This window comes from Bacillus sp. C30, assembly GCF_040838255.1.
Classification (GTDB): Bacteria; Bacillota; Bacilli; order Bacillales; family Bacillaceae_G; genus Bacillus_A; species Bacillus_A mycoides.
In genome coordinates this window covers 1-25,412 of record NZ_JBFPJH010000030.1, presented here as the reverse complement: position 1 = coordinate 25,412, position 25,412 = coordinate 1, and the positions used below count along the sequence as shown (strand labels likewise).

At 36.9% G+C, this 25,412-nt stretch carries 27 protein-coding genes and 1 other annotated feature; of the genes, 25 read left to right on the top strand and 2 right to left on the bottom strand.

Annotated elements, in window-relative coordinates:
• The first annotated feature begins 90 nt into the window (after positions 1 to 90).
• Positions 91 to 309 (top strand) — a binding site (T-box leader).
• A gap of 41 nt (positions 310 to 350) precedes the next feature.
• The 12 genes from alaS (at position 351) to AB3X49_RS05960 (ending at position 12,492) form a co-directional block, all read left to right on the top strand.
• Entirely contained in the window at positions 351 to 2,993 is a 2,643-nt protein-coding gene (alaS, locus tag AB3X49_RS06015) for an alanine--tRNA ligase (protein WP_002034110.1), read from the top strand.
• A 78-nt stretch (positions 2,994 to 3,071) separates the two neighbouring features.
• Positions 3,072 to 3,338, top strand: coding sequence for an IreB family regulatory phosphoprotein (locus AB3X49_RS06010; protein ID WP_000348591.1), 267 nt, complete (start codon positions 3,072 to 3,074; stop codon positions 3,336 to 3,338).
• Positions 3,339 to 3,341: 3 nt separating this feature from the next.
• A complete protein-coding gene (ruvX, locus tag AB3X49_RS06005; RefSeq protein ID WP_001221204.1) occupies positions 3,342 to 3,755 on the top strand; it encodes a Holliday junction resolvase RuvX in 414 nt (137 codons plus the stop codon).
• Between the two features lie 12 nt (positions 3,756 to 3,767).
• A complete protein-coding gene (locus AB3X49_RS06000; RefSeq protein WP_002034112.1) occupies positions 3,768 to 4,046 on the top strand; it encodes a DUF1292 domain-containing protein in 279 nt (92 codons plus the stop codon).
• 241 nt (positions 4,047 to 4,287) lie between these two features.
• Entirely contained in the window at positions 4,288 to 5,358 is a 1,071-nt protein-coding gene (mltG, locus tag AB3X49_RS05995) for an endolytic transglycosylase MltG (protein WP_002015278.1), read from the top strand.
• A gap of 215 nt (positions 5,359 to 5,573) precedes the next feature.
• Entirely contained in the window at positions 5,574 to 6,215 is a 642-nt protein-coding gene (locus AB3X49_RS05990) for an O-methyltransferase (RefSeq protein WP_002034114.1), read from the top strand.
• A 7-nt stretch (positions 6,216 to 6,222) separates the two neighbouring features.
• Entirely contained in the window at positions 6,223 to 7,152 is a 930-nt protein-coding gene (locus AB3X49_RS05985) for a peptidase U32 family protein (RefSeq protein ID WP_367960976.1), read from the top strand.
• 18 nt (positions 7,153 to 7,170) lie between these two features.
• Positions 7,171 to 8,451 (top strand): peptidase U32 family protein, encoded by a 1,281-nt coding sequence (locus AB3X49_RS05980; RefSeq protein WP_002015275.1) that lies wholly within the window; start codon positions 7,171 to 7,173, stop codon positions 8,449 to 8,451.
• A gap of 17 nt (positions 8,452 to 8,468) precedes the next feature.
• Positions 8,469 to 9,107: a uridine kinase gene (gene udk / locus AB3X49_RS05975; RefSeq protein WP_002015274.1), complete on the top strand. Its 639-nt coding sequence runs from the start codon at positions 8,469 to 8,471 to the stop codon at positions 9,105 to 9,107.
• Positions 9,108 to 9,383: 276 nt separating this feature from the next.
• Positions 9,384 to 9,860: a transcription elongation factor GreA gene (greA, locus tag AB3X49_RS05970; RefSeq protein WP_105584419.1), complete on the top strand. Its 477-nt coding sequence runs from the start codon at positions 9,384 to 9,386 to the stop codon at positions 9,858 to 9,860.
• 92 nt (positions 9,861 to 9,952) lie between these two features.
• Entirely contained in the window at positions 9,953 to 11,707 is a 1,755-nt protein-coding gene (locus AB3X49_RS05965; protein WP_107887420.1) for a penicillin-binding transpeptidase domain-containing protein, read from the top strand.
• 116 nt (positions 11,708 to 11,823) lie between these two features.
• Positions 11,824 to 12,492 (top strand): YrrS family protein, encoded by a 669-nt coding sequence (locus AB3X49_RS05960; RefSeq protein WP_367960974.1) that lies wholly within the window; start codon positions 11,824 to 11,826, stop codon positions 12,490 to 12,492.
• Positions 12,493 to 12,528: 36 nt separating this feature from the next.
• On the opposite strand, the gene AB3X49_RS05955 is transcribed toward AB3X49_RS05960, so the two are convergent.
• Complete coding sequence (locus tag AB3X49_RS05955; protein ID WP_002015268.1) at positions 12,529 to 12,744, bottom strand: YrzA family protein; 216 nt, start codon at positions 12,742 to 12,744, stop codon at positions 12,529 to 12,531.
• Between the two features lie 137 nt (positions 12,745 to 12,881).
• On the opposite strand from AB3X49_RS05955, the gene AB3X49_RS05950 reads away from it, so the two are divergent.
• From AB3X49_RS05950 to AB3X49_RS05890, 13 genes are all read left to right on the top strand, one after another.
• Positions 12,882 to 13,520, top strand: coding sequence for a class I SAM-dependent methyltransferase (locus AB3X49_RS05950; protein ID WP_367960972.1), 639 nt, complete (start codon positions 12,882 to 12,884; stop codon positions 13,518 to 13,520).
• Positions 13,521 to 13,534: 14 nt separating this feature from the next.
• The gene (gene mtnN / locus AB3X49_RS05945; protein WP_002015266.1) at positions 13,535 to 14,230 is read left to right on the top strand and encodes a 5'-methylthioadenosine/S-adenosylhomocysteine nucleosidase; all 696 of its coding nucleotides are present in this window, start codon (positions 13,535 to 13,537) and stop codon (positions 14,228 to 14,230) included.
• Between the two features lie 82 nt (positions 14,231 to 14,312).
• On the top strand, positions 14,313 to 15,236 hold the full coding sequence (locus AB3X49_RS05940; RefSeq protein ID WP_002143205.1) for an O-acetylserine dependent cystathionine beta-synthase: 924 nt from the start codon (positions 14,313 to 14,315) through the stop codon (positions 15,234 to 15,236).
• A gap of 3 nt (positions 15,237 to 15,239) precedes the next feature.
• Positions 15,240 to 16,373, top strand: coding sequence for a bifunctional cystathionine gamma-lyase/homocysteine desulfhydrase (locus tag AB3X49_RS05935; RefSeq protein WP_002034121.1), 1,134 nt, complete (start codon positions 15,240 to 15,242; stop codon positions 16,371 to 16,373).
• A 260-nt stretch (positions 16,374 to 16,633) separates the two neighbouring features.
• Positions 16,634 to 19,237 (top strand): bifunctional acetaldehyde-CoA/alcohol dehydrogenase, encoded by a 2,604-nt coding sequence (gene adhE, locus AB3X49_RS05930; RefSeq protein ID WP_088293731.1) that lies wholly within the window; start codon positions 16,634 to 16,636, stop codon positions 19,235 to 19,237.
• A gap of 126 nt (positions 19,238 to 19,363) precedes the next feature.
• Positions 19,364 to 19,600, top strand: coding sequence for a YrhC family protein (locus AB3X49_RS05925; RefSeq protein ID WP_002034123.1), 237 nt, complete (start codon positions 19,364 to 19,366; stop codon positions 19,598 to 19,600).
• A gap of 147 nt (positions 19,601 to 19,747) precedes the next feature.
• Positions 19,748 to 20,695 carry an ABC transporter substrate-binding protein gene (locus AB3X49_RS05920; protein WP_367960969.1) on the top strand — a complete coding sequence of 316 codons (948 nt, stop codon included), beginning with the start codon at positions 19,748 to 19,750 and terminating at the stop codon, positions 20,693 to 20,695.
• Between the two features lie 5 nt (positions 20,696 to 20,700).
• Positions 20,701 to 21,729: a FecCD family ABC transporter permease gene (locus tag AB3X49_RS05915; RefSeq protein ID WP_002015259.1), complete on the top strand. Its 1,029-nt coding sequence runs from the start codon at positions 20,701 to 20,703 to the stop codon at positions 21,727 to 21,729.
• Complete coding sequence (fpuC, locus tag AB3X49_RS05910; protein ID WP_002088736.1) at positions 21,716 to 22,534, top strand: petrobactin ABC transporter ATP-binding protein FpuC; 819 nt, start codon at positions 21,716 to 21,718, stop codon at positions 22,532 to 22,534. Before AB3X49_RS05915 ends, fpuC begins: the two co-directional genes overlap by 14 nt.
• Positions 22,501 to 22,896, top strand: a complete 396-nt coding sequence (locus AB3X49_RS05905) for an ankyrin repeat domain-containing protein (protein ID WP_002165053.1) — start codon at positions 22,501 to 22,503, stop codon at positions 22,894 to 22,896. The genes fpuC and AB3X49_RS05905 overlap by 34 nt, the downstream gene beginning before the upstream one ends.
• Before the next feature lie 294 nt (positions 22,897 to 23,190).
• Positions 23,191 to 23,718, top strand: a complete 528-nt coding sequence (locus tag AB3X49_RS05900; protein WP_002015253.1) for a GNAT family N-acetyltransferase — start codon at positions 23,191 to 23,193, stop codon at positions 23,716 to 23,718.
• 58 nt (positions 23,719 to 23,776) lie between these two features.
• Positions 23,777 to 24,235 (top strand): GNAT family N-acetyltransferase, encoded by a 459-nt coding sequence (locus AB3X49_RS05895; RefSeq protein ID WP_002015252.1) that lies wholly within the window; start codon positions 23,777 to 23,779, stop codon positions 24,233 to 24,235.
• Positions 24,236 to 24,345: 110 nt separating this feature from the next.
• The gene (locus AB3X49_RS05890; protein ID WP_002015250.1) at positions 24,346 to 24,723 is read left to right on the top strand and encodes a hotdog family protein; all 378 of its coding nucleotides are present in this window, start codon (positions 24,346 to 24,348) and stop codon (positions 24,721 to 24,723) included.
• Between the two features lie 39 nt (positions 24,724 to 24,762).
• Here AB3X49_RS05890 and AB3X49_RS05885 read toward each other — a convergent pair whose 3' ends face one another.
• Complete coding sequence (locus AB3X49_RS05885) at positions 24,763 to 25,308, bottom strand: helix-turn-helix domain-containing protein (RefSeq protein ID WP_002015249.1); 546 nt, start codon at positions 25,306 to 25,308, stop codon at positions 24,763 to 24,765.
• Positions 25,309 to 25,412 lie beyond the last annotated feature (104 nt).

Below are 25,412 nucleotides of genomic sequence, written 5' to 3'. Positions count from 1 at the left end.
AACTATGATTAATAAGCAATTGATACAATATAAATGATTATCTACATTGACAAACTTAAGAGAATTCTATTATATTTAGTCATATAATACATTAAATCAATGACGGAACAAGTACGTTACAGTCCATTTGTAGAGAGAAGCTTCCACTGGCTGAAAGGAGCTTTAAATGAAGGGTAACAGAAAGCTAATCCTGAGAGCAGCTAATCACTGCCGTCTTGCCACGTTACGGCACCATGAGGTGATGAATTGATTGTTATAATAATCAATTCATAATTAGGGTGGTATCGCGAGTTAACTCTCGTCCCTTTTATTAGGGGCGGGAGTTTTTTATATTTAAGGAGGAAAATACAATGAAACAACTAACAGGCGCACAAATTCGTCAAATGTTTTTAGACTTTTTCCAAGAAAAAGGACATGCAGTAGAACCAAGTGCATCACTAGTTCCTCATGAAGATCCATCTCTGTTATGGATTAATAGTGGTGTAGCGACATTAAAGAAATATTTTGATGGTCGTGTAATCCCACAAAATCCACGTATTACAAATGCACAAAAATCAATTCGTACAAACGATATTGAAAACGTTGGGAAAACGGCTCGTCACCATACATTCTTTGAAATGTTAGGGAACTTCTCAATCGGTGATTACTTCAAAGAAGAAGCAATTACTTGGGCTTGGGAATTTCTAACGAGCGACAAATGGATCGGATTCGATAAAGAATTACTATCTGTTACAATTCATCCGGAAGATGAAGAAGCATTCACAATTTGGAATGAGAAAATGGGTGTTCCAAAAGAACGCATCATCCGTTTAGAAGAAAACTTCTGGGATATCGGTGAAGGACCAAGTGGACCGAATACAGAAATTTTCTATGACCGCGGTGAATCTTACGGTAATGACTTTAGTGACCCAGAATTATATCCGGGCGGAGAAAACGAGCGTTACTTAGAAGTATGGAACCTTGTATTCTCTCAATTTAACCATAATCCAGACGGTTCATATACGCCACTTCCTAAGAAAAACATCGATACAGGAATGGGTCTAGAGCGTATGACATCTATCGTTCAAGATGTACCTACGAACTTTGATACAGACCTATTCATGCCGATGATTGGTGCAACAGAATCAATTTCTGGTGAGAAATATCGTAATGGCGATTTAGAAAAAGATATGGCGTTTAAAGTAATTGCTGACCATATCCGTACAGTAACATTCGCTGTTGGTGACGGTGCTCTTCCATCTAACGAAGGCCGTGGTTATGTATTACGTCGTTTATTACGCCGTGCTGTTCGTTATTCTAAGAAATTAAACATCAACCGTCCGTTCATGTTTGAATTAGTACCGGTTGTTGGAGAAGTAATGAAAGACTTCTATCCAGAAGTACTTGAAAAGAAAGATTTCATCGCAAAAGTTGTGAAGAATGAAGAAGAGCGTTTCCATGAAACACTTCATGATGGTGAATCAATTTTAGCTGAAGTAATTGCAAAAGCGAAAGAAGAAAAAACAACTGTTATTTCTGGCGTAGATGCGTTCCGCCTATACGACACGTACGGTTTCCCAATTGAATTAACAGAAGAATATGCAGAAGAAGCTGGTATGACAGTTGATCAAGCGGGCTTTGAAAATGAAATGGAGAAACAACGTGAGCGTGCACGTGCTGCTCGTCAAGACGTTGATTCTATGCAAGTTCAAGGCGGTGTACTTGGTGAAGTTAAAGTAGCGAGCGAATTCGTTGGTTACGGTACAGTTGCAACAGAAAGTAACGTTGTTGCACTTGTGAAAAATGGTGAGTATACAGATAGCTTACAAGCAGGTGAAGAAGGACAATTAATGCTTGATGTAACGCCATTCTACGCTGAGAGCGGTGGGCAAATTGCAGACCGTGGTTACCTTCTTGCTGACGGCGTGAAAGTTGTTGTAAAAGATGTACAAAAAGCACCAAATGGTCAAAACTTACACAAAGTAGTTGTGGAAGAAGGTACATTAACGAAAGATGCGGCTGTAAAAGCTGTTATTGATACAAAGAACCGTAGTAGCGTTGTGAAAAACCATACAGCAACTCACTTACTACACCAAGCATTAAAAGATATACTTGGAACGCATGTTAACCAAGCTGGTTCTCTTGTAACATCTGAACGTTTACGTTTTGACTTCTCTCACTTCGGTCAAGTACAAGCTGATGAATTAGAAAAAATTGAGCGTATCGTAAACGAAAAAATTTGGGAAAGTATTGATGTTGCGATTTCTCAAAAAGCAATCGAAGAAGCGAAAGAAATGGGCGCAATGGCATTATTCGGTGAAAAATACGGTGATGTTGTACGCGTTGTGCAAGTAGGCGATTACAGCTTAGAGCTTTGCGGTGGTTGTCACGTTGATAACACAGCTTCTATCGGTATTTTCAAAATCGTTGCTGAGTCTGGTATCGGTGCAGGAACTCGTCGTATTGAGGCGGTAACTGGTAAGTCTGCATACGAATTAATGAACGATCAAGTAGGTTTATTAAAAGAAGCAGCAGGAAAAATGAAAACAAATCCAAAAGATATTTTAACAAGAGTTGATGGTTTATTTACTGAAGTAAAACAACTTCAAAAAGAAAACGAATCTCTTGCTGCGAAATTAAGCAATATCGAAGCTGGAAACTTAACTGATTCAGTAATGACAGTTGATGGCGTGAACGTATTAGCGGCGAAAGTAAATGTTGCAGATATGAACAACTTACGTACAATGATGGATGACCTTAAAAATAAATTAGAGTCTGCAGTTGTTGTATTAGCGTCTGTAAATGACGATAAGGTAAACATTTTAGCTGGCGTAACGAAAGATTTAATTAGTCAAGGTTACCATGCGGGTAAACTTGTGAAAGAAGTAGCTTCTCGTTGTGGAGGCGGCGGTGGTGGCCGTCCTGATATGGCACAAGCAGGCGGTAAAAACCCAGCGCAAGTAGAGGAAGCTTTAGCGTTTGTACAAGAGTACGTTAAATCTGTTTCAAAATAAAGAGATAGTAGTGTACAATGGTAGGGAGAGGAGAAGTTCTTCTCCCTATACTTACTACTTACAAGTGAGGTGCTTGAAATGGACGGTTTTGATAAGACAATGAAGTTTAGCATTCAAGATGAAAAACAGAGTGTCCATGTAAATGATGTACTTTTAACTGTGTATGATGCACTTCAAGAAAAAGGTTATAATCCGATTAACCAAATCGTCGGTTATTTATTAAGTGGAGATCCAGCATACATACCTCGCCATAAAGATGCACGAAGCATCGTTCGCAAGCTTGAACGTGATGAGATAATTGAAGAGCTTGTGAAGTCTTACTTGAAACATCATCGTGAGGAGTAGTTTATGCGGATATTAGGTTTAGATGTTGGTACTAAAACAGTCGGTGTTGCAATGAGCGATGAAATGGGCTGGACAGCACAAGGGCTGGAAACAATCAGGATTAACGAAGAACGAGGCCACTTTGGTTTTGACCGTATTTCTGAGTTGGTAAAACAGTACAATGTGGACAAAATAGTAGTAGGTTTACCTAAAAATATGAATGGTACAATCGGCCCTCGTGGTGAAGCGTGCCAGCAATTTGCAGAAAACCTGCGAAATCTGTTACAATTAGAAGTTGTAATGTGGGACGAGCGTTTGTCGACGATGGCAGCGGAACGTCTGCTCATTTCAGCTGATGTGAGCCGTAAGAAGCGAAAACAGGTAATCGATAAGATGGCTGCAGTCGTGATCTTACAAGGATTTTTAGATAGTAAATAAGAGGTGACCAAAATGGAAGAAAATCAAATTACAATTGTAGACGAAAAAGGAAACGAACATTTATGTGAAATTATTTTCACTTTTGATGCTGAAAAATTCGGCAAAAAATCTTACGTAGTCTTCTCTCCAATCGGTGAAGTAGACGAAGATGGAGACCAAATCTTCGATGCAATGGCATATGAGCAAAGTGAAGAAGAGGGCGGAACATTACTTTCAATTGAATCTGAAGAAGAGTGGGAAATGGTACAAGAAATGTTTAACACTCTTGCTGATGAGCAAGAAGAAGAATAGTAATGGATAAAAAGGCGAACTGTGTACACAGTTCGCCTTTTTTGTATTCATATGCAAAATGACAGATTTTTTGTCGAAACTACTTAATTGTTTATAGTATAATAAGACGGGTTGTATGAAAAAAGGCTTTAAATAAGTAGCTGTCACCGATTATTTAGAAATGATTGGTTTTGCTTTATGTTTGTAGGGCATTGTATAGAGGAAGTGTATACGGTCTACAATTGAATAAGGAGGAAGAATTTTGGTAGAGAATCAAGTGAAGAAGAAGCGTAGACGCATTTTTTTAATTTCGATTATCGCACTGCTTTTAGTTTGTGGATCAGTCTATGCGTATATTTCATCTGCATTAGGGCCAGTTGATAGCGGAAATAAAAAAGAGATTGAGGTAGAGATTCCAAAGGGGTCATCTACAAGTAAAATCGGTGAGATTTTAGAAGAAAAAGGTGCTGTGAAAAGCAGTACAGTTTTTAGTTTTTATACGAAATTTAAGTCGAAAAGCTTACAAGCAGGTACATATTTATTAAATCCTTCGATGAGTGCTAACGATGTCATTGAACAAATGTCATCTGGCAACGTACATCGTCCGGCTCTTTATAAAGTGACGATTAAAGAAGGGGCGCAAGTAACTGAAATTGCTGAAGTGATTGCGGCAGAATTAAAGTGGAATAAAGATGATGTTGTGCGTCAATTAAACGATAAAGCATTTATTCAAAAAATGCAGCAAAAGTATCCGAAGCTATTAACAGATAAAATTTTTGATAGCAACATTAAATATCCACTAGAAGGATACTTATATCCAGCAACGTATTCTTTCTATAAAAAGGATACAAAATTAGAAGAAATTGTAATCCCGATGCTTGAGAAAACAAATGCAATTATTGTTCAAAATGAGGCGAAAATGAAAGCGAAGAACTGGGATGTTCATCAACTTCTCACGTTGTCTTCACTTATTGAAGAAGAGGCTACTGGCTTTACTGATCGCCAAAAAATCTCTAGTGTTTTCTATAATCGTCTAGCGAAAGGCATGCCGCTTCAAACGGATCCGACGGTATTATACGCGCTTGGAAAGCATAAACAACGTGTATTATACGAAGACTTGAAAGTAAACTCACCGTACAATACGTATGTTGTGAAAGGGTTGCCGGTTGGACCGATTGCAAACTCTGGTAAACATTCAGTGGAAGCAGCGTTAGATCCTGCGCAAACAGATTATTATTATTTCTTAGCTGCACCAAGTGGTGAAGTGTATTATGCGAAAACATTAGAAGAACATAATGCATTAAAGCAAAAATACATTACGAAAAAACAGTGAAATGGGGAGGGATAGCGAAAAGGGTCGCATATCCCTCTTTTTTGTGGTAAAATATATCGGGTTAAAAACTGGCAGAAGAATCGTTTTTAATATCAAAACGGGACGTACAAGCTAAGGGTGAAACTGGCTTGTATTTTTATTGCATTCTATGTGTGAAAAGACAAAGGTTGACGCGTCATAGAGGCACTTCTCCATGTAAATAAGGAGGACCAATTATGGAGGATGCAGTTAACGAGTACCTATTATCATTTATTGATCCAAAAGATAAATTAATTCTTGAAATGGAAGAGTATGCAACTGAAAACCATGTGCCGATTATGGATCGACTTGGAATGGAATTTATGCTGCAATTTTTACGTTTAATTGGACCGGAAAGTATTTTAGAACTTGGAACAGCAATCGGTTATTCTAGTATTCGTATGATGCAAGCTATTCCGAACTCTCGCATTGTGACAGTAGAGCGCAATCGTGAACGATATGAAAAGGCACTTGAATATATAGAATGTTCCTCGGTAACAGACCGTATTTCTGTTATTTACGGTGATGCTTTAGAAACGGGCGAACAAGTGAAAGAACATGGAACATTTGATGTTATTTTTATTGATGCAGCGAAAGGGCAGTATCGTCGCTTTTTTGACTTATACGAACCGTTATTAAATCCTGGTGGCGTTATTATTTCAGATAACGTTATGTACCATGGTCTTGTGACGACAAAAGAGAAAATTGAAAATAGACGTACTCGTGGTTTGATTCGTCGTATTAAGACGTACAATGAATGGCTTATGAATCATGAAGGATATGATACAACGATTTTCCCAATTGGCGATGGAGTGGCTGTAAGTAAAAAGAGAGGGTGACAAAAGTATGAAGAAACCTGAATTGTTAGTAACGCCTAGAGCGGTGGCGGATATTGAACCTCTTGCGAAAGCAGGGGCAGATGCAGTAATGGTTGGTGAACAAAAGTTTGGTTTACGTTTGGCAGGAGAGTTTTCACGTGAAGATGTGAAACAAGCTGTAAACATTGCACATGAAAATGGTGTGAAAGTATACGTTGCAATGAATGCGATGTTCCACAGTGATAAAGTAGAAGAATTAACGGACTATGTTGCCTTTTTAAATGAGGTAAATGTAGATGCGATTGTTTTCGGAGATCCAGCGGTATTAATGGCTGTTCGTGAAGTTGCACCAAATATGCAACTTCACTGGAATACAGAAACGACAGCAACAAACTGGTTTACTTGTAACTATTGGGGGCAAAGAGGAGCGAAACGCGCTGTATTAGCTCGTGAGCTTAGCTTAGATGAAATTGCTGAATTAAAAGAAAATGCTGAAGTGGAACTTGAAGTACAAATTCACGGTATGACTTGCATGTTCCAATCGAAGCGTTCACTAGTAGGAAACTACTTTGAGTATCAAGGGCGTAATCTCGACATCGAAAAGAAAAAGTATGAAGAGAATATGTTCTTATACGACCCGGAACGTAATAACAAATATCCAATTTATGAAGATGAAAATGGTACTCACATTATGAGTCCGAATGATATTTGTTTCATCGATGAGTTAGAGGAACTAATCGATGCTGAAGTCGATAGCTTAAAAATTGATGGTGTCCTAAAAAGTTCTGAGTACATTATTGAGGTAACGAAGCAATATCGTAAGGCGATTGATTTATGTGTAGAAGATCGTGATGCGTATTATGACGTGAAAGATGATTTATTTAAAGAGATAGAAGAAATACAACCGGTAAATCGTCCGTTAGATACAGGATTCTTCTTTAAAGAAACGGTTTACTAAACGAGGAGGGTGTAGGAAATGACTGTACAAGAAATTTCACGAGTGATCGATGGCAAACGCGTTATTGTGAAAAAACCTGAACTGTTAATCCCTGCGGGTAACTTAGAAAAATTAAAAGTAGCTATCCATTATGGGGCAGATGCTGTATATTTAGGTGGACAAGAATTTGGTCTTCGTTCTAATGCAGGTAACTTTACGCTGGAAGACATGGCAGAAGGCGTTGAATTTGCAAAGAAATATGGAGCAAAAATATACGTCACAACAAATATTTTTGCACATAATGAAAATATGGATGGGCTAGAGGAATATTTAAAAGGGATTGAAAAAGCTGGCGTAACGGGAATTATCGTTGCCGATCCGCTTATTATTGAGACATGTAAACGTGTGGCGCCTTCTGTTGAGGTGCATTTAAGTACACAACAATCACTATCCAACTGGAAAGCAGCACAGTATTGGAAAGAAGAAGGTTTACATCGTCTTGTATTAGCTCGTGAAGCAAGCTATGAAGAAATGAAAGAAATTAAAGAAAAAGTTGATGTTGAAATTGAAGCATTCGTCCATGGTGCAATGTGTATCGCGTATTCAGGGAGATGTACATTAAGTAACCATATGACAGCGCGTGACTCTAACCGTGGTGGTTGTTGTCAATCTTGCCGCTGGGATTATGATTTAGTTCAAACGGTATCACAACATAAAGATGCAAAAGAGCTTCCTCTATTCCAAGAAGAAGATGCTCACTTTGCGATGAGCCCAAAAGATTTAAATTTAATCTTATCAATTCCGAAAATGATTGAAATTGGAATTGATAGCTTAAAAGTTGAAGGACGTATGAAATCTATCCATTACGTAGCGACTGTAGCAACTGTATATCGTAAAGTAATTGATGCGTATTGTGCGGATCCGGATAACTTTGAGTTTAAACAAGAATGGTTAGATGAACTTGATAAATGTGCGAATCGTGATACAGCTCCTGCATTCTTTGAAGGGGTTCCAGGACATCAAGAGCAAATGTTTGGAAATCATAGTAAGAAAACAACGTATGATTTTGCTGGTTTAGTGTTAGATTATAATGAAGAAACGGGCATCGTAACGCTTGAGCAACGTAATCACTTCAAACCAGGACATGAAGTGGAGTTCTTTGGGCCAGAAATAGAAAACTTTACGCAAACGGTGGAGAAAATTTGGGATGAGGATGGAAACGAATTAGATGCAGCGAGACATCCGTTGCAAATCGTGAAATTCAAAGTGGATCAACCAGTGTATGTGAATAATATGATGCGCAAAAACATACTTCAATAAGAAAGAGTGGTAGTCGAATGGGGACGAATAAGCCTGTTGTAATTGGAATCGCTGGTGGTTCAGGATCAGGAAAAACAAGTGTAACGAAAGCGATTTTTGACCATTTTAAAGGTCATTCCATTTTAATCTTGGAGCAAGATTATTATTACAAAGATCAAAGCCATTTACCAATGGAAGAACGTTTAAAAACAAATTACGATCATCCTTTAGCGTTTGATAATGATTTGTTAATTGACCATTTGCAGCAGTTGCTTGCATATGAGCAAGTGGAAAAGCCTATATATGACTATACATTGCATACGCGTTCAGAAAAAATTATTCCAGTTGAGCCGAAAGATGTAATTATTTTAGAAGGAATTCTTATTTTAGAAGACCCACGTCTTTGTGAGTTAATGGATATTAAGGTGTTCGTTGATACAGATGCAGACCTTCGTATTTTACGCCGCATGCAGCGCGATATTGAAGAGCGCGGTCGTACAATGGATTCAGTTATCGACCAATACGTAAACGTTGTACGTCCAATGCATAATCAATTTATTGAGCCTTCTAAGAAATTTGCGGATATTATTATCCCTGAAGGTGGACAAAATCATGTTGCAATTGATATTATGGTGACAAAAATTGCAACAATTCTTGAACAAAAAGTAAATTTGTAATAGCATAGTAAAAGATATACGATAGGAAGGGATTTTTTCCCTTCTTATCGAATACAATGAAACATGAAACCTCACCTATCAATAGGTGAGGGCATATTTATATCAACTTTCCATACATACCTTCTTTATATAAGGAAGAATTGGAGAATAAGGGGTTGTATGTGACAACTCCACTAGTGCTACGTGTGCTAGAAACCTCCGCTATATAAGCGGAGGAGTTTTCATATGGAACTCCTCTTTTTTTCGGGGGATTGGTATATAAAAGGAGTGGAAAACATGGCAACAGAAAAAACATACCCTATGACGCAAGAGGGTAAGCAAAAACTAGAGAACGAAGTTGAACAATTAAAAACAGTAAGACGTAAAGAAGTTGTAGAGCGTATTAAGATCGCACGTAGCTTCGGAGATCTTTCAGAGAACTCTGAGTATGATGCAGCGAAAGATGAGCAAGCATTCGTAGAAGGACGTATTACACAACTTGAAAACATGATTCGTAATGCGGTTATCATTGAAGACAATGGTGAAGAGTCTACAGTTGTAACATTAGGTAAAACAGTAACATTTAAAGAGTTACCAGGTGGAGACGAAGAAGCATACATAATCGTAGGTAGCGCAGAAGCCGATCCATTTGAAGGAAGAATTTCTAACGATTCTCCAATCGCAAAAAGCTTATTAGGTAAGCAAATTGGTGAGAAGGTAGCAATCCAAACACCAGGTGGAGAAATGCAAGTAGAGATTATCTCTGTAAAATAACGTAAAAAATCACTCGTGTAAAAACGAGTGATTTTTTATTTGTATAAAAGGTGAAACACCTCGTCTAAACTACAATAGACGAGGTGTTTTTTATGAAAATGAAACGGAGAATTATAATTGTTTTAATTTGTTTTATGGGTGTGATTTTTTTATTACTTTGTCGTTTAATCCAAATACAGATTATAGATACGGAATCATTTACTGACCGAAATATCAATCTGATTGAAAAAAGTGTTACGCAACGAACACAATCACTTACAGTAGATAATGGAAGAGGGCATTTTACAGATCGAAATGGTAAGGAAATTGGTGAAGAGAAATATCCAGTCTTAATTGTTTTTCCATTTTTACAAATAAAAAATGACATGTTAGAGAAAATTGCGCATATCATTGGTGTGTCGAGACAAGAGATAAGACTGCAAATGAAAAATAAGAATCAAGCATTTATATTACGAAGGGAGAATACCCCATTTCAATTAACGCTCGAGCAGATGAAGAAGGTAAATCAATTAGATATTTTAGGTATTGTAGCAGCAGAAGTTCGACTGAAGCAAATGGGAGAGGCAGATCATTTGATTGGTGATGTGGGAGAGAATGAACAGGAATTTCAAAAGCGTTATGGAGAAATGAAAAAAACTTCGAAACAAACGCCAATTGGTATTTCTGGATTGCAACAATCATTTGATGAATTTTTACTGACTGATGGAGAAGCGAAAGTACTATATCAAGTGGATCGACAAGGAGAACCGATTTTTGGGAAGCAGGCGAAATACACTTCACCAGGAAATCCATTTTATCCAGTTACTATTCAAACAACAATACATAAAACGTTGCAACGACGAGCAGAGAAGATTATAGATGAAAACGGAATAAAAAAAGGTGGGTTAGTATTACTAGACATAAAGAATAGTGAAGTTGTAGCAATGGTAAGTAGGCCTTCTTTACAGATGAATGATAGGAGGATATATAAAGCTACACTTGAAAATCAAATGTTAACTCCTCATTTTCCGGGGTCTGTTTTTAAAACAGTAGTTGCAGCAGCAGGAATTGATGAGAATTTGGTGCGGTTTAATCGTACATTTAACTGTAATACGGATTTATACGGTGAAAATCTTCCACAAGTTATGATGGGGTCATTAAACTTTAAGGAAAGCTTTGCTAGAAGCTGTAATCGAACGTTTGCCGTATTAGGTGGTGAACTAATGCAAAAGGATAGGGAAGTATTAGAAACGTATTTAGAGGCCTTAGGAGCACGTGAGAAGGTAGGTTGGAAAGGTTCGGTATTTCATACACCAGAATTTGAGCAATTGCCAGAAGAAAAGAGTGCTATTATTTGGGAAAGCGAAGAAAATAAAGATAGTAGAAAAGCGATTGCTCAAACGATGGTCGGACAAAAAGATGTCCGTGTGTCACCTCTAGCTATAGCGAATATGATGGCGACAATTGCTAGAGGTGGAGAGAAGATGGAAGTGAAAGTCGTTAAAAAAATAGTGTATAAAAATGGAACCGACTTTTTTACATTTGAAAATCATAAATTAAATGGGAAACAGCTTTCTTATGAAACGATGAAAAAATTACAGCAGTTGTTAAGAGGCGTTGTAACGATGGAGAAAGGAACGGGAACCGCATTCCGTTCGTTGCCACTAACTGTCGCTGGAAAATCTGGGACGGCACAAACAGGAAAAGGAGAGAGGGTGAATCGCTGGTTTGCAGGTTATTTTCCATATGAAAACCCAAGATATGCTTTAGTTGTAGTTGATATAGAAACAGATAGTAATGAAAATGTAGTCACACCAGTTTTTGCAGAAATGGTAGAGGCAATCCATCAATTAGAAATTGAAAAGTAATCTTGCAATTATTTATGAAATGTTTTCATTTCGTGAAAATATTATTGTAAATGTTCAACCTTTCTAGATTTAATGTTACAATAGCAAGTATGAAAAACTGCATGGAGGTTTGAAGAATGGCAGGAGGATCTAGATTCCAACAGAAACAACAAAAACGTCGTCAAAACGGTGTTTTAAATATTGCAATCGCTATTGTATTAGTAGCAGTAGCTATTGTAGCATATCAATTGTTTGTTCCTGACACAAAAGAGCAAGCGTCTTCTAATGATAAAAAGGTAGCTCAGCAAACAACAAAAGACAATAAAGCTGAGAAAGCAAAAGGTAAAGAAGAGACGAAGAAGAACGAGCAAGAGAAAGAGAAAGAGAAAACAGAGGCTAAGAAGAAGGAAGAAGAAGAGAAGCTAAAGGCTGAAGAAGAAAAGAAAAAAGCTGAAGAAGAAGCGAAAGCTAATGAGAAAATACCAGCTGGAAAAACTGTATCAAAGGCAAAAGATGCTTACACAAAATCTTCTTGGAAAGCTGTAGGAACAGAGCAAGGTGCATCTCCAGAGATGAAATTTAAACGAGAATCAGCAGATTGGAATGAGATGATAAAAGCAATTTCTACTGCTGTGGAAGTTCCAGAAAATCAATTAACTCTTCATTATGTTGGTAGAGATAAGACTGGAAAGAGCCAAGCTTATGGCGATGTTCAAGATAAACAAAGTGGAAAAAGATATTATGTAAATATTGATTGGGTAGACAATGAGGGCTGGAAACCAGTACTCGTTCAAACTCTAAACTAAAAAAAGAGAGGCTCTTAAGAGCCTCTCTTTTTTTAGTTAGCGTAATTTCTTTAATTTAAAATGAACAACCGCACTATAATAAGGTCTTTTGCTTTCAGGATCCATAATCATTTGGTGAGAAATATGATGAACTTCGAGCATAAGTGCTTTATTATTATCGATTTGTTCGTTAATTTTTTTTTCTAGAGAAACTAAGTTTGCAGCCTCGAAAAATTCTACTTTATCTTCTAACATTTCAAAGGTAAATGACACGAAGATGCCCCCTCTCCTATGATAATCACCTATAGTGTAACAAAGAAAAGAAGGAAATACTACGTACATTTCAATTGACATTTTTAGAAAGAGAGAATATCATACTGATAAAACCGATAAGAAAAAGGGGGATTTTTATGGGAACAGAATTTAATGGTTTATTTGATGAATGGGCTCATACGTACGACTCATTTGTACAAGGCAAAGATATACAATATAAAGAAGTTTTCGCCCATTATGAGGACATTTTAGAGGATGTAGTTAACAAGTCATTTGGCAACGTATTAGAATTCGGTGTTGGTACTGGCAATTTAACAAATAAATTATTACTTGCTGGTCGCACAGTTTACGGTATAGAACCGTCACGCGAAATGCGTACTATTGCAAAAGAGAAATTACCAAAAGAGTTTTCAATTACAGAGGGTGATTTTCTTTCATTTGAAGTCCCAAATTCAATCGATACTATTGTGAGCACTTACGCATTTCATCATTTAATAGATGAAGAAAAAGACGTAGCAATTGCGAAGTATAGTCAATTGCTAAACAAAGGTGGTAAAATAGTGTTTGCTGATACGATATTTGCAGATCAAGATGCATATGATAAAACTGTCGAAGTAGCAAAACAAAGAGGTTTTCATCAGTTAGCAAACGATTTGCAAACAGAATACTATACACGTATTCCGATCATGCAATCTATTTTTGAAAACAATGGCTTCCACGTAACGTTTACGAGATTAAATCATTTCGTTTGGGTAATGGAGGCAACTAAGCAATAGAAAGAGGGATTAGATTGAGAATTGCTGTAATTGGAGCAATGGAAGAAGAAGTACGTATTTTACGTGACAAACTAGAACAAGCAGAAACAGAAACTGTTGCAGGTTGTGAATTTACGAAAGGGCTATTGGCAGGACATGAAGTAATCTTGCTAAAGTCTGGTATTGGTAAAGTAAATGCAGCGATGTCAACGACAATTTTATTAGAAAAATATAAGCCTGAAAAAGTAATTAATACTGGCTCAGCTGGTGGATTTCATCATTCTTTAAATGTTGGAGATGTGGTTATTTCAACAGAAGTTCGTCACCATGACGTAGATGTAACAGCATTTAACTACGAATATGGTCAAGTGCCAGGAATGCCACCTGGATTTAAAGCTGATGAGGCATTAGTTGCATTAGCTGAGAAATGTATGCAGGCAGAAGAAAATATTCAAGTCGTAAAAGGTATGATTGCAACAGGTGATTCATTTATGAGTGATCCGAACCGTGTTGCAGCAATTCGTGATAAATTTGAAGATCTTTATGCAGTAGAAATGGAAGCAGCAGCTGTTGCGCAAGTATGCCACCAATATGAAGTTCCGTTTGTTATTATTCGTGCACTTTCTGATATTGCTGGTAAAGAATCAAATGTTTCATTTGATCAATTTTTAGATCAAGCAGCTCTTCATTCTACAAACTTTATCGTAAAAGTACTAGAAGAGTTAAAGTAATGTAACAAAAAGGCAACTGTCTCATATAAAGAAAATACATACAGTTGCCTTTTCTTTATTGGCAAATAAGGGGGAGAACACGATGAATGTATATCGTGGAGTTCATGAGTTGATTGGTCATACACCAATCGTGGAAATTACTCGTTTTTCACTTCCGAAAGGAGTCCGTTTATTTGCAAAGCTTGAATTTTACAACCCAGGCGGAAGCGTTAAGGATCGTTTAGGAAGAGAATTAATCGAAGATGCACTAGAAAAAGGGCTTGTTGCAGAGGGCGGAACAATTATTGAACCGACGGCTGGGAATACTGGCATTGGACTGGCACTTGCAGCGTTAGAACATGATTTACGCGTCATTGTTTGTGTACCAGAGAAATTTAGTATTGAAAAACAAGAATTAATGAAAGCGCTAGGTGCAACTGTCGTGCATACACCGACTGAGCAAGGAATGACCGGCGCAATTGCAAAGGCAAAAGAATTAGTAAAGGAAATACCAAATTCATACTCTCCAAGTCAGTTTGCTAATGAAGCAAACCCTCGTGCTTATTTCAAAACACTAGGTCCTGAACTTTGGGATGCGCTGAATGGAGAGATTAATATATTTGTTGCAGGGGCAGGAACTGGTGGTACGTTTATGGGAACTGCGTCTTATTTAAAAGAAAGAAATATTGATATTAAAACGGTTATTGTAGAACCAGAAGGATCTATTTTAAATGGCGGTAAAGCTGGTTCACATGAAACAGAAGGTATTGGTCTTGAATTCATTCCACCATTTTTAAAAACATCTTATTTTGATGAAATTCATACGATTTCTGATCGAAATGCATTTTTACGTGTAAAAGAATTGGCGCAAAAGGAAGGCCTTCTCGTTGGAAGCTCTTCAGGAGCGGCATTTCATGCAAGCTTACTTGAGGCAGAAAACGCAGCACCAGGTACAAATATTGTAACGATTTTTCCTGATAGTAGTGAGCGCTATTTAAGTAAAGACATATACAAAGGATGGGAATAAAAAATGAGAGCAAAGACAAAGTTAATTCATGGTATTCGCATAGGAGAACCTTCAACTGGATCTGTAAACGTGCCGATATATCAAACGAGTACGTACAAACAAGAAGCAGTTGGTAAGCATCAAGGATATGAATATTCACGAACAGGTAATCCAACTCGTTCAGCTTTAGAAGAAATGATTGCAGTGTTAGAAAATGGTCATGCTGGATTTGCATTTGGTTCAGGGATGGCAGCTATTACAGCAACTATTATGCTATTCTCAAAAGGAGATCACGTCATTTTAACAGATGATGTTTATGGCGGTACGTATCGCGTTATTACAAAAGTACTAAACCGTTTCGGCATTGAGCATACATTTGTAGATACAACAAACCTAGAGGAAGTTGTAGAAGCAATTCGCCCAAATACGAAAGCGATTTATGTGGAAACACCAACGAATCCATTACTGAAAATTACTGATATTAAGAAAATATCCGCTCTTGCTAAAGAAAACGATTTATTAACAATTATTGATAACACATTCATGACGCCATATTGGCAGTCGCCAATTTCTTTAGGAGCAGACATTGTACTTCATAGTGCAACGAAATATTTAGGTGGGCATAGTGATGTAGTTGCAGGCCTAGTAGCTGTAAATAGCCCGCAACTAGCAGAAGACCTTCATTTCGTACAAAACTCAACAGGAGGTATTCTTGGACCACAAGACAGCTTCTTACTACTTCGTGGTTTAAAAACATTAGGAATTCGTATGGAGGAGCATGAAATAAATTCACGCGCAATTGCTGAGTTTTTAAATAACCATCCGAAAGTAAATAAAGTATATTATCCAGGTCTTGAATCACATCAAAATCATGAATTAGCAAAAGAACAGGCGAACGGATTTGGTGCAATCATCTCATTCGATGTAGATAGTGAAGAAACATTAAATAGAGTACTTGAGAAGTTACAGTACTTTACACTTGCTGAAAGCTTAGGAGCAGTAGAAAGTTTAATTTCCATTCCATCACAAATGACACATGCATCAATCCCAGCAGATCGCCGTAAAGAATTAGGAATTACAGATACATTAATTCGAATCTCTGTTGGTATTGAAGATGGAGAAGATTTAATTGAAGATTTGGCACAAGCACTAGCATAATAAAAATGCACTGCTAATATAGAGCAGTGCATTTTTATTATGTTAATTTGTGAAATGTTTCACAAATTAGACATACACAAATGAAATGATTTCATGTATATTGAATTCATGAAATATTATTCACGAACAAACTTGTGAAATGTTTCACAATCGATAGGATTCATGTAGGAAGGTAACTCTATTTTTTTACGCTAATCGGGACTTTTTATGACCTATAGGGACTTATGAAGTCCAAGATAGCAGAATAGGAGGAAATTTACATGGTAGTCAAAGAGAAAGTTGTAAATGAAATGCAAGAGGTAAAAGAGATGATTGATACGTTAGTAGATAACGGTCAAAAAGCTTTACAAGCATTAGAAAGTTTTACACAAGAGCAAATTGACAACATTGTTCATGAAATGGCGCTTGCGGGTGTCGATCAACATATGCCGCTTGCGAAGTTGGCTGTTGAAGAAACGGGCCGTGGCGTATATGAAGATAAATGCATTAAAAATATTTTTGCCACTGAATATATTTGGCATAGTATAAAGAAAGATAAAACGGTAGGAATTATTCATGAAGATCCTCATGAAGAAATAATAGAAATCGCAGAACCTGTCGGTGTAGTAGCTGGGGTAACGCCAGTAACGAACCCAACATCGACAACAATGTTTAAAGCATTAATCGCGATAAAAACGAGAAATCCAATTATTTTCGCATTTCATCCTTCTGCACAAAACTGTTCCGTTGCAGCGGCAAAAACAGTATATGATGCAGCAGTGAAAGCTGGTGCACCAAAGCATTGTATTCAATGGATTGAAAGACCTTCTGTGGAAGCAACGAAACAATTAATGAACCATGATGGTGTCGCACTCGTTCTAGCAACTGGAGGGGCTGGTATGGTGAAATCGGCTTATTCTACTGGTAAACCCGCGCTAGGTGTAGGGCCAGGTAATGTACCATGTTATATAGAGAAATCAGCACATGTAAAACGTGCTGTTAATGATTTGATTTTATCGAAAACATTTGATAACGGTATGATTTGTGCGTCAGAACAAGCCATCATTATAGATAAGGAAATCTATAATGATGTTAAAGCAGAAATGATTGCAAATAATTGTTATTTTGTAACAGAGGAAGAGAGAAAGAAATTAGAAAAGCTTGTTATTAATGAAAATACATGTGCAGTAAATAGTGATATTGTTGGGAAATCAGCACAGTATATTGCTGAATTAGTAGGAATTACTGTACCTGAACATACAAAAATGCTTGTAGCTGAAATTAAAGGCATCGGAGCAGCGTATCCACTATCTCGTGAGAAACTGAGCCCAGTGTTAGCTTGTGTAAAAGCAAATTCATTAGAAGAAGGATTTACATATTGCGAAGAAATGTTAGAGCTTGGTGGCCTAGGGCATTCAGCGGTTATCCATTCTACAAATAAAGAAGTACAAAAACAATTTGGGTTACGTATGAAAGCCTGCCGTCTCATTGTAAATGCACCTTCATCACAAGGTGGAATTGGTGATATATATAATGGATTTATTCCATCACTTACGCTTGGTTGTGGCTCCTACGGGAAAAACTCAGTTTCCCAAAACGTAACGGCGACTCATTTATTAAATATAAAAAGGTTGGCAAATAGAAAAAAGAATATGCAGTGGTTCAAATTACCACCCAAAATTTATTTTGAAAAACATGCGACAGCATATTTAGCAAACATGCCTAACATTTCCCGCGCATTTATTGTAACGGATCCAGGGATGGTTGAGCACGGTTATGTAGATACAGTTACGCACTATTTACGTAAGCATGCAAATGATGTGAAAGTTGAAGTTTTCTTTGAAGTTGAGCCAGATCCATCAGATGAAACTGTATTTAAAGGTGCGGACATGATGAAAAGCTTTAAACCAGATGTAATTATCGCGCTTGGTGGCGGTTCAGCTATGGATGCAGCAAAAGGGATGTGGCTATTCTATGAGCACCCAGAAACGACATTCTATGGAATAAAACAGAAGTTTTTAGATATAAGAAAACGTACATGTAAGTATCCGAACTTGGGAAATAAAGCACAATTTGTTGCCATTCCAACAACATCAGGGACGGGATCAGAAGTGACGCCATTTGCGGTTATTACAGATAAGAAAAATAATATTAAATACCCGCTTGCGGATTATGAATTAACACCAGATGTAGCGATTGTTGATCCGCAATTTGTAATGACAGTACCACCTCATGTGACGGCAGATACTGGTATGGACGTATTAACACATGCAATTGAAGCGTATGTGTCTGTTCTGGCAAATGACTATACTGATGGTTTAGCATTAAAAGCAATTGATCTCGTATTTAAATATTTACCGAGAGCATATAAAAATGGAAATGATGAAGAAGCACGAGAAAAAATGCATAATGCTTCCGCAATCGCAGGGATGGCATTTGCAAATGCTTTCCTAGGTATTAATCATAGTTTAGCACATAAAATTGGACCGGAATTCCATATTCCGCATGGACGTGCGAATGCAATTCTTATGCCGCACGTAGTTCGCTATAATGCTATTAAGCCAAGAAAACACGCATTGTTCCCAAAATATGAGCACTTTGTGGCTGATGAACGCTATGCACATATTGCGAGAATGCTAGGGCTTCCAGCAAGCTCAACAGCGGAAGGTGTGGAATCACTCGTCCAAGCAATTATTGAGCTTGGAAAAAGCTTAAATATAAATATGAGTATTGCAGGACAAGGAGTTGCTAAAGACCAATTTGAAGGGGTTGTTGGATTATTAGCAGAAAGAGCTTTTGAAGATCAATGTACAACAGCTAATCCAAAATTACCGCTCATTTCAGAGCTGAAAGAAATCTATATGGAAGCATATAAAGGCGTATAATAGATAAAAAAGAGCCGCGAGTAAGCGGCTCTTTTTTACTTTGGAAAACATCTCCCAGATTGGTTCTATTTACTTGTCTTTAAGCTTGATAGAATGTGATAAAGTGAGGATGGGAGTGATAAGCAGATGAAAGAATTACAAGAAAAAATAGCAGATTATACCCGGTTTGCACAAGTACTTTTAGCTATAAGTACATTTTTAATGATCGGTTTATTAATTCCAAGTGGAATAAAAAGTATGGTACAGTCTTTTGTTATGATGGGGAGTATTATTGTATTTTTAGTTCTTGCTTTTTTCTTCTTTAAGCGTGTTAGAACGATGCGTGATCAATTAGAGGAGAGCGAATATGAAGAAAATTGTTAAATAGGGCGCTACGAAAAGAAGAAATCTTTTTGTAGCGTTTTTTCATTTTTGTAGAAAATGTATGCGTTTCATATTGACAATGATAATCCTTATCAATTAAAGTAGAATAGTAGTTAATGATTATTATTATCAATTAGAGGTGAAAGAATGAACAAATCTATTACGCTGTTCACAGCGATCTTATCTATTTTTTTCTTATTAATAGGTTGCAGTGCAAAAGAAAACGAAAAAGCATCCGCAACAAAAACAGACAAAGGAACAGACAAAATCGAAATTACCGATCTCTCAGACAGAAAGATAACATTCAATAAAGTTCCTGAAAGTTTTGCTACGTTGAGTATGGGAGACATGGATATTATTCATGCTTTAGGTGGAAAAATAGTAGGTCGTCCTGAAACAAAATTAACTCTCCCAGAGGAATTAAAGAAAGCACAAGTAATCGGGAATGCACATCAACCGAATTTTGAGCAAATTGCTAGTTTAAAACCGGATGTACTTGTTGCTAACAATGGATTCCAAAAGAACATTCCAACGGTCGAAGGACAAGGAACAAAAGTAATCATTTCTTCAGCCAACTCTGTAAAAGATATTCAAAAGGGTATTGAAATGTATGGAACAGTAATGAAGAAAGAAGATAAAGCAAAAGAGCTTAACCAAAAAATTAATGATCAAATGAAGAAATATGAGAAAAAGAGTGATGTTAAAGCGTTGCTAGTTTATGGAGCACCAGGCACTTATTTAGCGGCATTACCAACATCTCTATCAGGGGATATTTTAGAAAAAACAGGCGGGAAAAATATCGCAGCTAGTTTTCCAGAAATGAAAGAGTATCCGCAATATGCACAGCTAAGTGTAGAACGTATTATTGAAGCAAATCCAGATGTGATTTATTTAATTACACATGGAGATCCCAATAGTGTGAAAAAAGCATTTGAAGGCGAAATGATGAAAAATGAAGCATGGAAAAATTTAGATGCAGTAAAACAAAATCGTGTAGTTATTTTACCACCAGATTTATTTGGATCAAATCCTGGGACAAAAGTTACAGAAGCGATGGACTTTATGTATAAAAGTATACAAGATGTAAGGAAATGATAAGTATGGAGAGTAGTGAAATAGTAAGAGAAAAGGAACATCCTTTTGCGAGAAAAAGGTGGATAATAACAGTTACTTTAGTCGTATTAACTGTTCTAGGTCTTTTTTATGGCCTTTTTGCAGGGAGCTTATCTTTTTCTTTACGAGACATTATAGAAGGTATACAAGATGAAGGTTCGACAGTTCATCGAATTGTATGGGATCTTCGTATACCGAGAGTGCTCGTTGGTTTTATAGTAGGAACGTGTTTAGCTGCATCAGGAGCATTATTGCAAGGGGTTATGAGAAATCCTCTTGCAGATCCTGGAATTATCGGAGTTTCATCAGGAGCAGGTCTTGTAGCAATTATAATCATGATTTTATTTCCTCAACATATGGCATTCTTGCCACTAGGAGCGTTTTTAGGAGCTTTTATTACAGCAATGGTCATTTACGCACTATCATGGCAAAAGGGGGCGCCACCTTCACGAATTGTATTAGTAGGTGTTTCAATAAACGCCTTAATTGGTGCAGCGACTTCAGCGCTAATGTTATTACATAGCGACAAAGTACAATCAGTTTTACCGTGGTTAGCTGGTGGTATTGGTGGTGTTAGTTGGGCACATTTAAATATGATTATTTACTATGCGATATTCGCTATTATATTAGCTTTCTTCGGTATTAAACATATTCGAGTATTAATGCTTGGGGATGAAATGGCAAAATTATTAGGGTATAACGTGGAAAGAAGTCGGTTTTATTTAATAGTAGTAAGTACAATGTTAGCTGGAATAGCAGTTAGTGTTTCTGGTCTTATTGGATTTGTCGGTCTTGTTGTACCGCATATGTTACGTTTATTAGTTGGAAATGACTATAAATATTTACTGCCATTATCATGCCTTGGCGGTGGGATATTACTTGTTTTTGCGGATGCGATAGCTCGAAGTTGGTTCGATCCAATCGAATTGCCTGTTGGTATTTTATTGTCCTTCTTAGGTGGTCCGTTCTTCTTATATTTAATCCATAGAGGAGGAAAACAACGTGATTTCCGTTAACAAAGTGTTTTACGCACATTCTGAAAGATTTCAAATGCAAAATATGAATGTACATATTAAAGCTGGAGAAATCGTTAGTTTAATCGGTCCGAATGGATCGGGGAAATCTACTTTGCTTCGTTTAATAGCACGGCTACTTAAACAAAGCGAAGGAGACATCATTTTAGATGGGGAAAATATTTATACGATGAAGAGTGCAGATGTAGCGAAGCAATTAGCGATGTTACCACAAATGCACGATCATCAATTAGATTTAACAGTGAAAGAACTAATAGAGTTCGGAAGAGGTCCTCATAAATCATGGAGTAGTCGCTTAAATAAAGAAGATGAAGAAATTGTTGATTGGGCATTGTCTGTTACAAAGCTTGAAGGGTATGAATATCGTCTTTTACAATCCTTATCAGGAGGAGAAAGACAACGTGCTTGGATTGCAATGACGCTTGCACAACGCACAAATGTCTTACTATTAGATGAACCAACAACCTTTTTAGATATCGTCCATCAGTTAGAAGTAATGGAACTTGTTAAACGATTAAACGAAGAGTTTGGTATGACGATTGTAATGGTTTTACATGATATTAATCAAGCGGCTCAATATAGCGATCGTTTACTCGTATTAAAACAAGGGAAGATTCAGTATGATGGCGTACCAGAAGAAGTACTATGTCATCAAATGTTTCAGCGTGTATTTGGAATTGAAGTTGATATATTCCAAGGGAGTGACAAGCCATTTTTTACACCGAAACGAATTTGTGAAAAGGGAGAAGAGAGATGCAAACAGAAGAGCGTATTACCACTGAGTTAGTAAGGGAATTTGTTATGGCAGCTCACGGAGATCTAGAAAGAGTACAGGAGCTTTTGGCCGAATCACCAAGCTTACTTCATGCTTCTTATAATTGGGGTGGCTCAGATTGGGAAAGTGCCTTAGGAGCAGCGGCCCATGTAGGCCGTAAAGATATTGCTCTTTATTTACTGGAAAAGGGAGCTCGGATGGATATTTTTGCAGCAGCTATGCTGGGTGAACTTGAAGTCGTACAAGCCATTTTAGTAGCACAACCAGAAGCATTACGTGCATCTGGCCCACATGGCATCTCTCTTCTTCAACATGCACGAATGGGTGGAGAAAAAGCTCAGCGTGTATTTGAGTACTTAACAGTGCTTTCTTAATGACCGCAAAGTTCTTATGTGCGGTAAACTTTCCACTCAAAGGATTGGAAGGTTTACCGCCCGTTAGAACGGGATAAGTATCTAGTATATTTGAAAATCCTACACCCCCTCAATTGTAGTTTTCTTTATACTAGTTATGATATGGATGCAGTAGACACTCTTTTGTCTACTGCTTTTTTTTGATATAATACACTTTTATAAGAATGAATTTTCTTTCTTTTTGGTGAATTTCTTGATATGAATTATTCAACACTTACGTAGTTTGAAATATGTTGTTATGTAATGAGGTTCAAAATGATGGGAGTGAATAAAAGAGTGTTCCATACAGATCGCTTACAATTTCGCAAATATACAATGGATGATTTACCATTTTATGCTTCTTTATGGGGGGATGAGAAGGTAATGCGCTATATTGGAAATGGAACGTTAAAAACATTTATGCAATGTAAAAAAAGTTTGGAGGAGAGGGTACTTCCAAATTATAAAAACGGTCTCGGTTTATTTGTAATGATTGAAAAGGAAACAGGGATAAGAATTGGTCATGCAGGACTTGTCAAGCAGAAGGTAGATGGAAAAGAGGAAATTGAGATTGGCTATTGGCTACTTCCTAAGTATTGGGGGAAAGGGTATGCGAAAGAGGCTGCGGCGGCATTTCGAGACTATGGTTTTCAAGCATTACAAATGAATAAATTAATTTCACTTATTAATCCGAACCACCCAGCTTCAATATTTGTTGCTAGAAAAACAGGGCTTAGTTATGAGAAAACAACTTCATTTCATGAGATGGATGTTCTCGTTTATTCCATTAAGCGGGTTGGATGAAAAAAGGTGAATTGCATTTTTGGGAGAATGGTATATAAAAAATAAAGGGAGGGATTACATGTATATTTATCATAATGGACTAATTATTCGTGAAGGAACGAATGGAGTGCCAGCATATGCGATTAAGACATTATTTGAAGATGCTGGCTGGAGTAATGATAATATCCCTTCTTGGCAAATTGAAAAGTTTACGATTGCATTTGAAAATTCAACATGGGCTTTCACAATTTGGGATGAAGAAGAAATGGTCGCGATGGTTAGAGTGATTTCTGATCAAATCATGGTTGCTAACATAGTAAATTTAGTTGTGAAGTGTGAGTATAGGGGGAAAGGGTTAGGTAAGAAACTTGTAGCTCTTTGTTTACAAAAGCTTCCGCATGGCGATTGGTTTGCGCATACGTCCGCTAACAATTTTGATTTTTATAGAAGTTGTGATTTTGAAGTAAGAGAGTTATCAAGAAATGGAACATGTGCGTACTATGGGTATCAAGTGGCAAAAAAGGAAGGGCATCGATAACTTATAAGGTAATAAAGAAAAAGGATTGCTATTTTAATAATATAAACTGAACTGAGACTCATTTTGTGATAAAATAAAAGAAAATTCAGTTTATTAAACGGGGGATAAAAATGAATGTAAAAGTTGGGGATATATTTAAATACGAAAGAAGATTTACCGAGGAAGAAGTTTTTGAATTTGCAAATATTACAGGCGATAAAGGTAGACATCATATGGAATATGATGAGAATGGACGATTAATGGTCCATGGTTTATTGACTGCTAGCATTGGGACGAAAGTAGGCGAAGAGTTACATTACATAGCGAGGGAATTAGTAAGTGAGTTTATTAGACCAGTTTTTACAGGGGATACGGTTACTTGTGAATTAACTTTAACAAATATTGAGCAAATGGAAGGATATAAAAAAGTTTCAATTGAGTCAGTTTATCGCAATCAACATGAAAAGACCGTACTAGTTGGGACGAGTTATGGAATTATAAGGGAATAAAAAAGAAGCCTGTTACGAAACAGGCTTCTTTTTTATCGTTTAGTAAACACGTTTTCGATTTTCCGCATGACTAGAGATAAGTAATAATGCAGATTCTTCACCTATATTGCGAACAATATGAGGAACGCATGCATTCCAAGAGAAAGAATCACCTTCTTCTACAATCGCAATATCTTCTCCATGTTGAACTTCTAGTTTTCCGCGTAATACAAGATGACACTCTTCACCTTCATGAGCATTTGGTGAATTTTCTTTCGGGAATCCGGCAGAAATTTCTACTAGAGATAGGCGGAGACCACCTTGCTCCGCAACATGCTCAATTCTTTGTTCATCTTTTCCATATACACTGTATTTACGCTCTTCTTTTTTTACAATTTTTAAACGATCTTTTTGTTCTAACAATAAATATGGAAGGGGAACATTTAAAAAATTAGCGATCATTTCTAAAGTTGAGATAGATGGTGATGTTTTATTGTTTTCAACCTGACTCATAAAGCCTTTAGAAAGACCTGTTCCTTCACAAATTTGGGCAATCGTAATTCCTCTACGTTGACGAATTTCACGAATCGCAGAACCGATATTCATAAAATCATGCTCCTTTTTGTAAACAACTATTTGTATCATAGCAAAAAAAAAATATTTTTTCTCATGAAAAATGAATTGACGAATAAAAATAATTAGTGTATGTT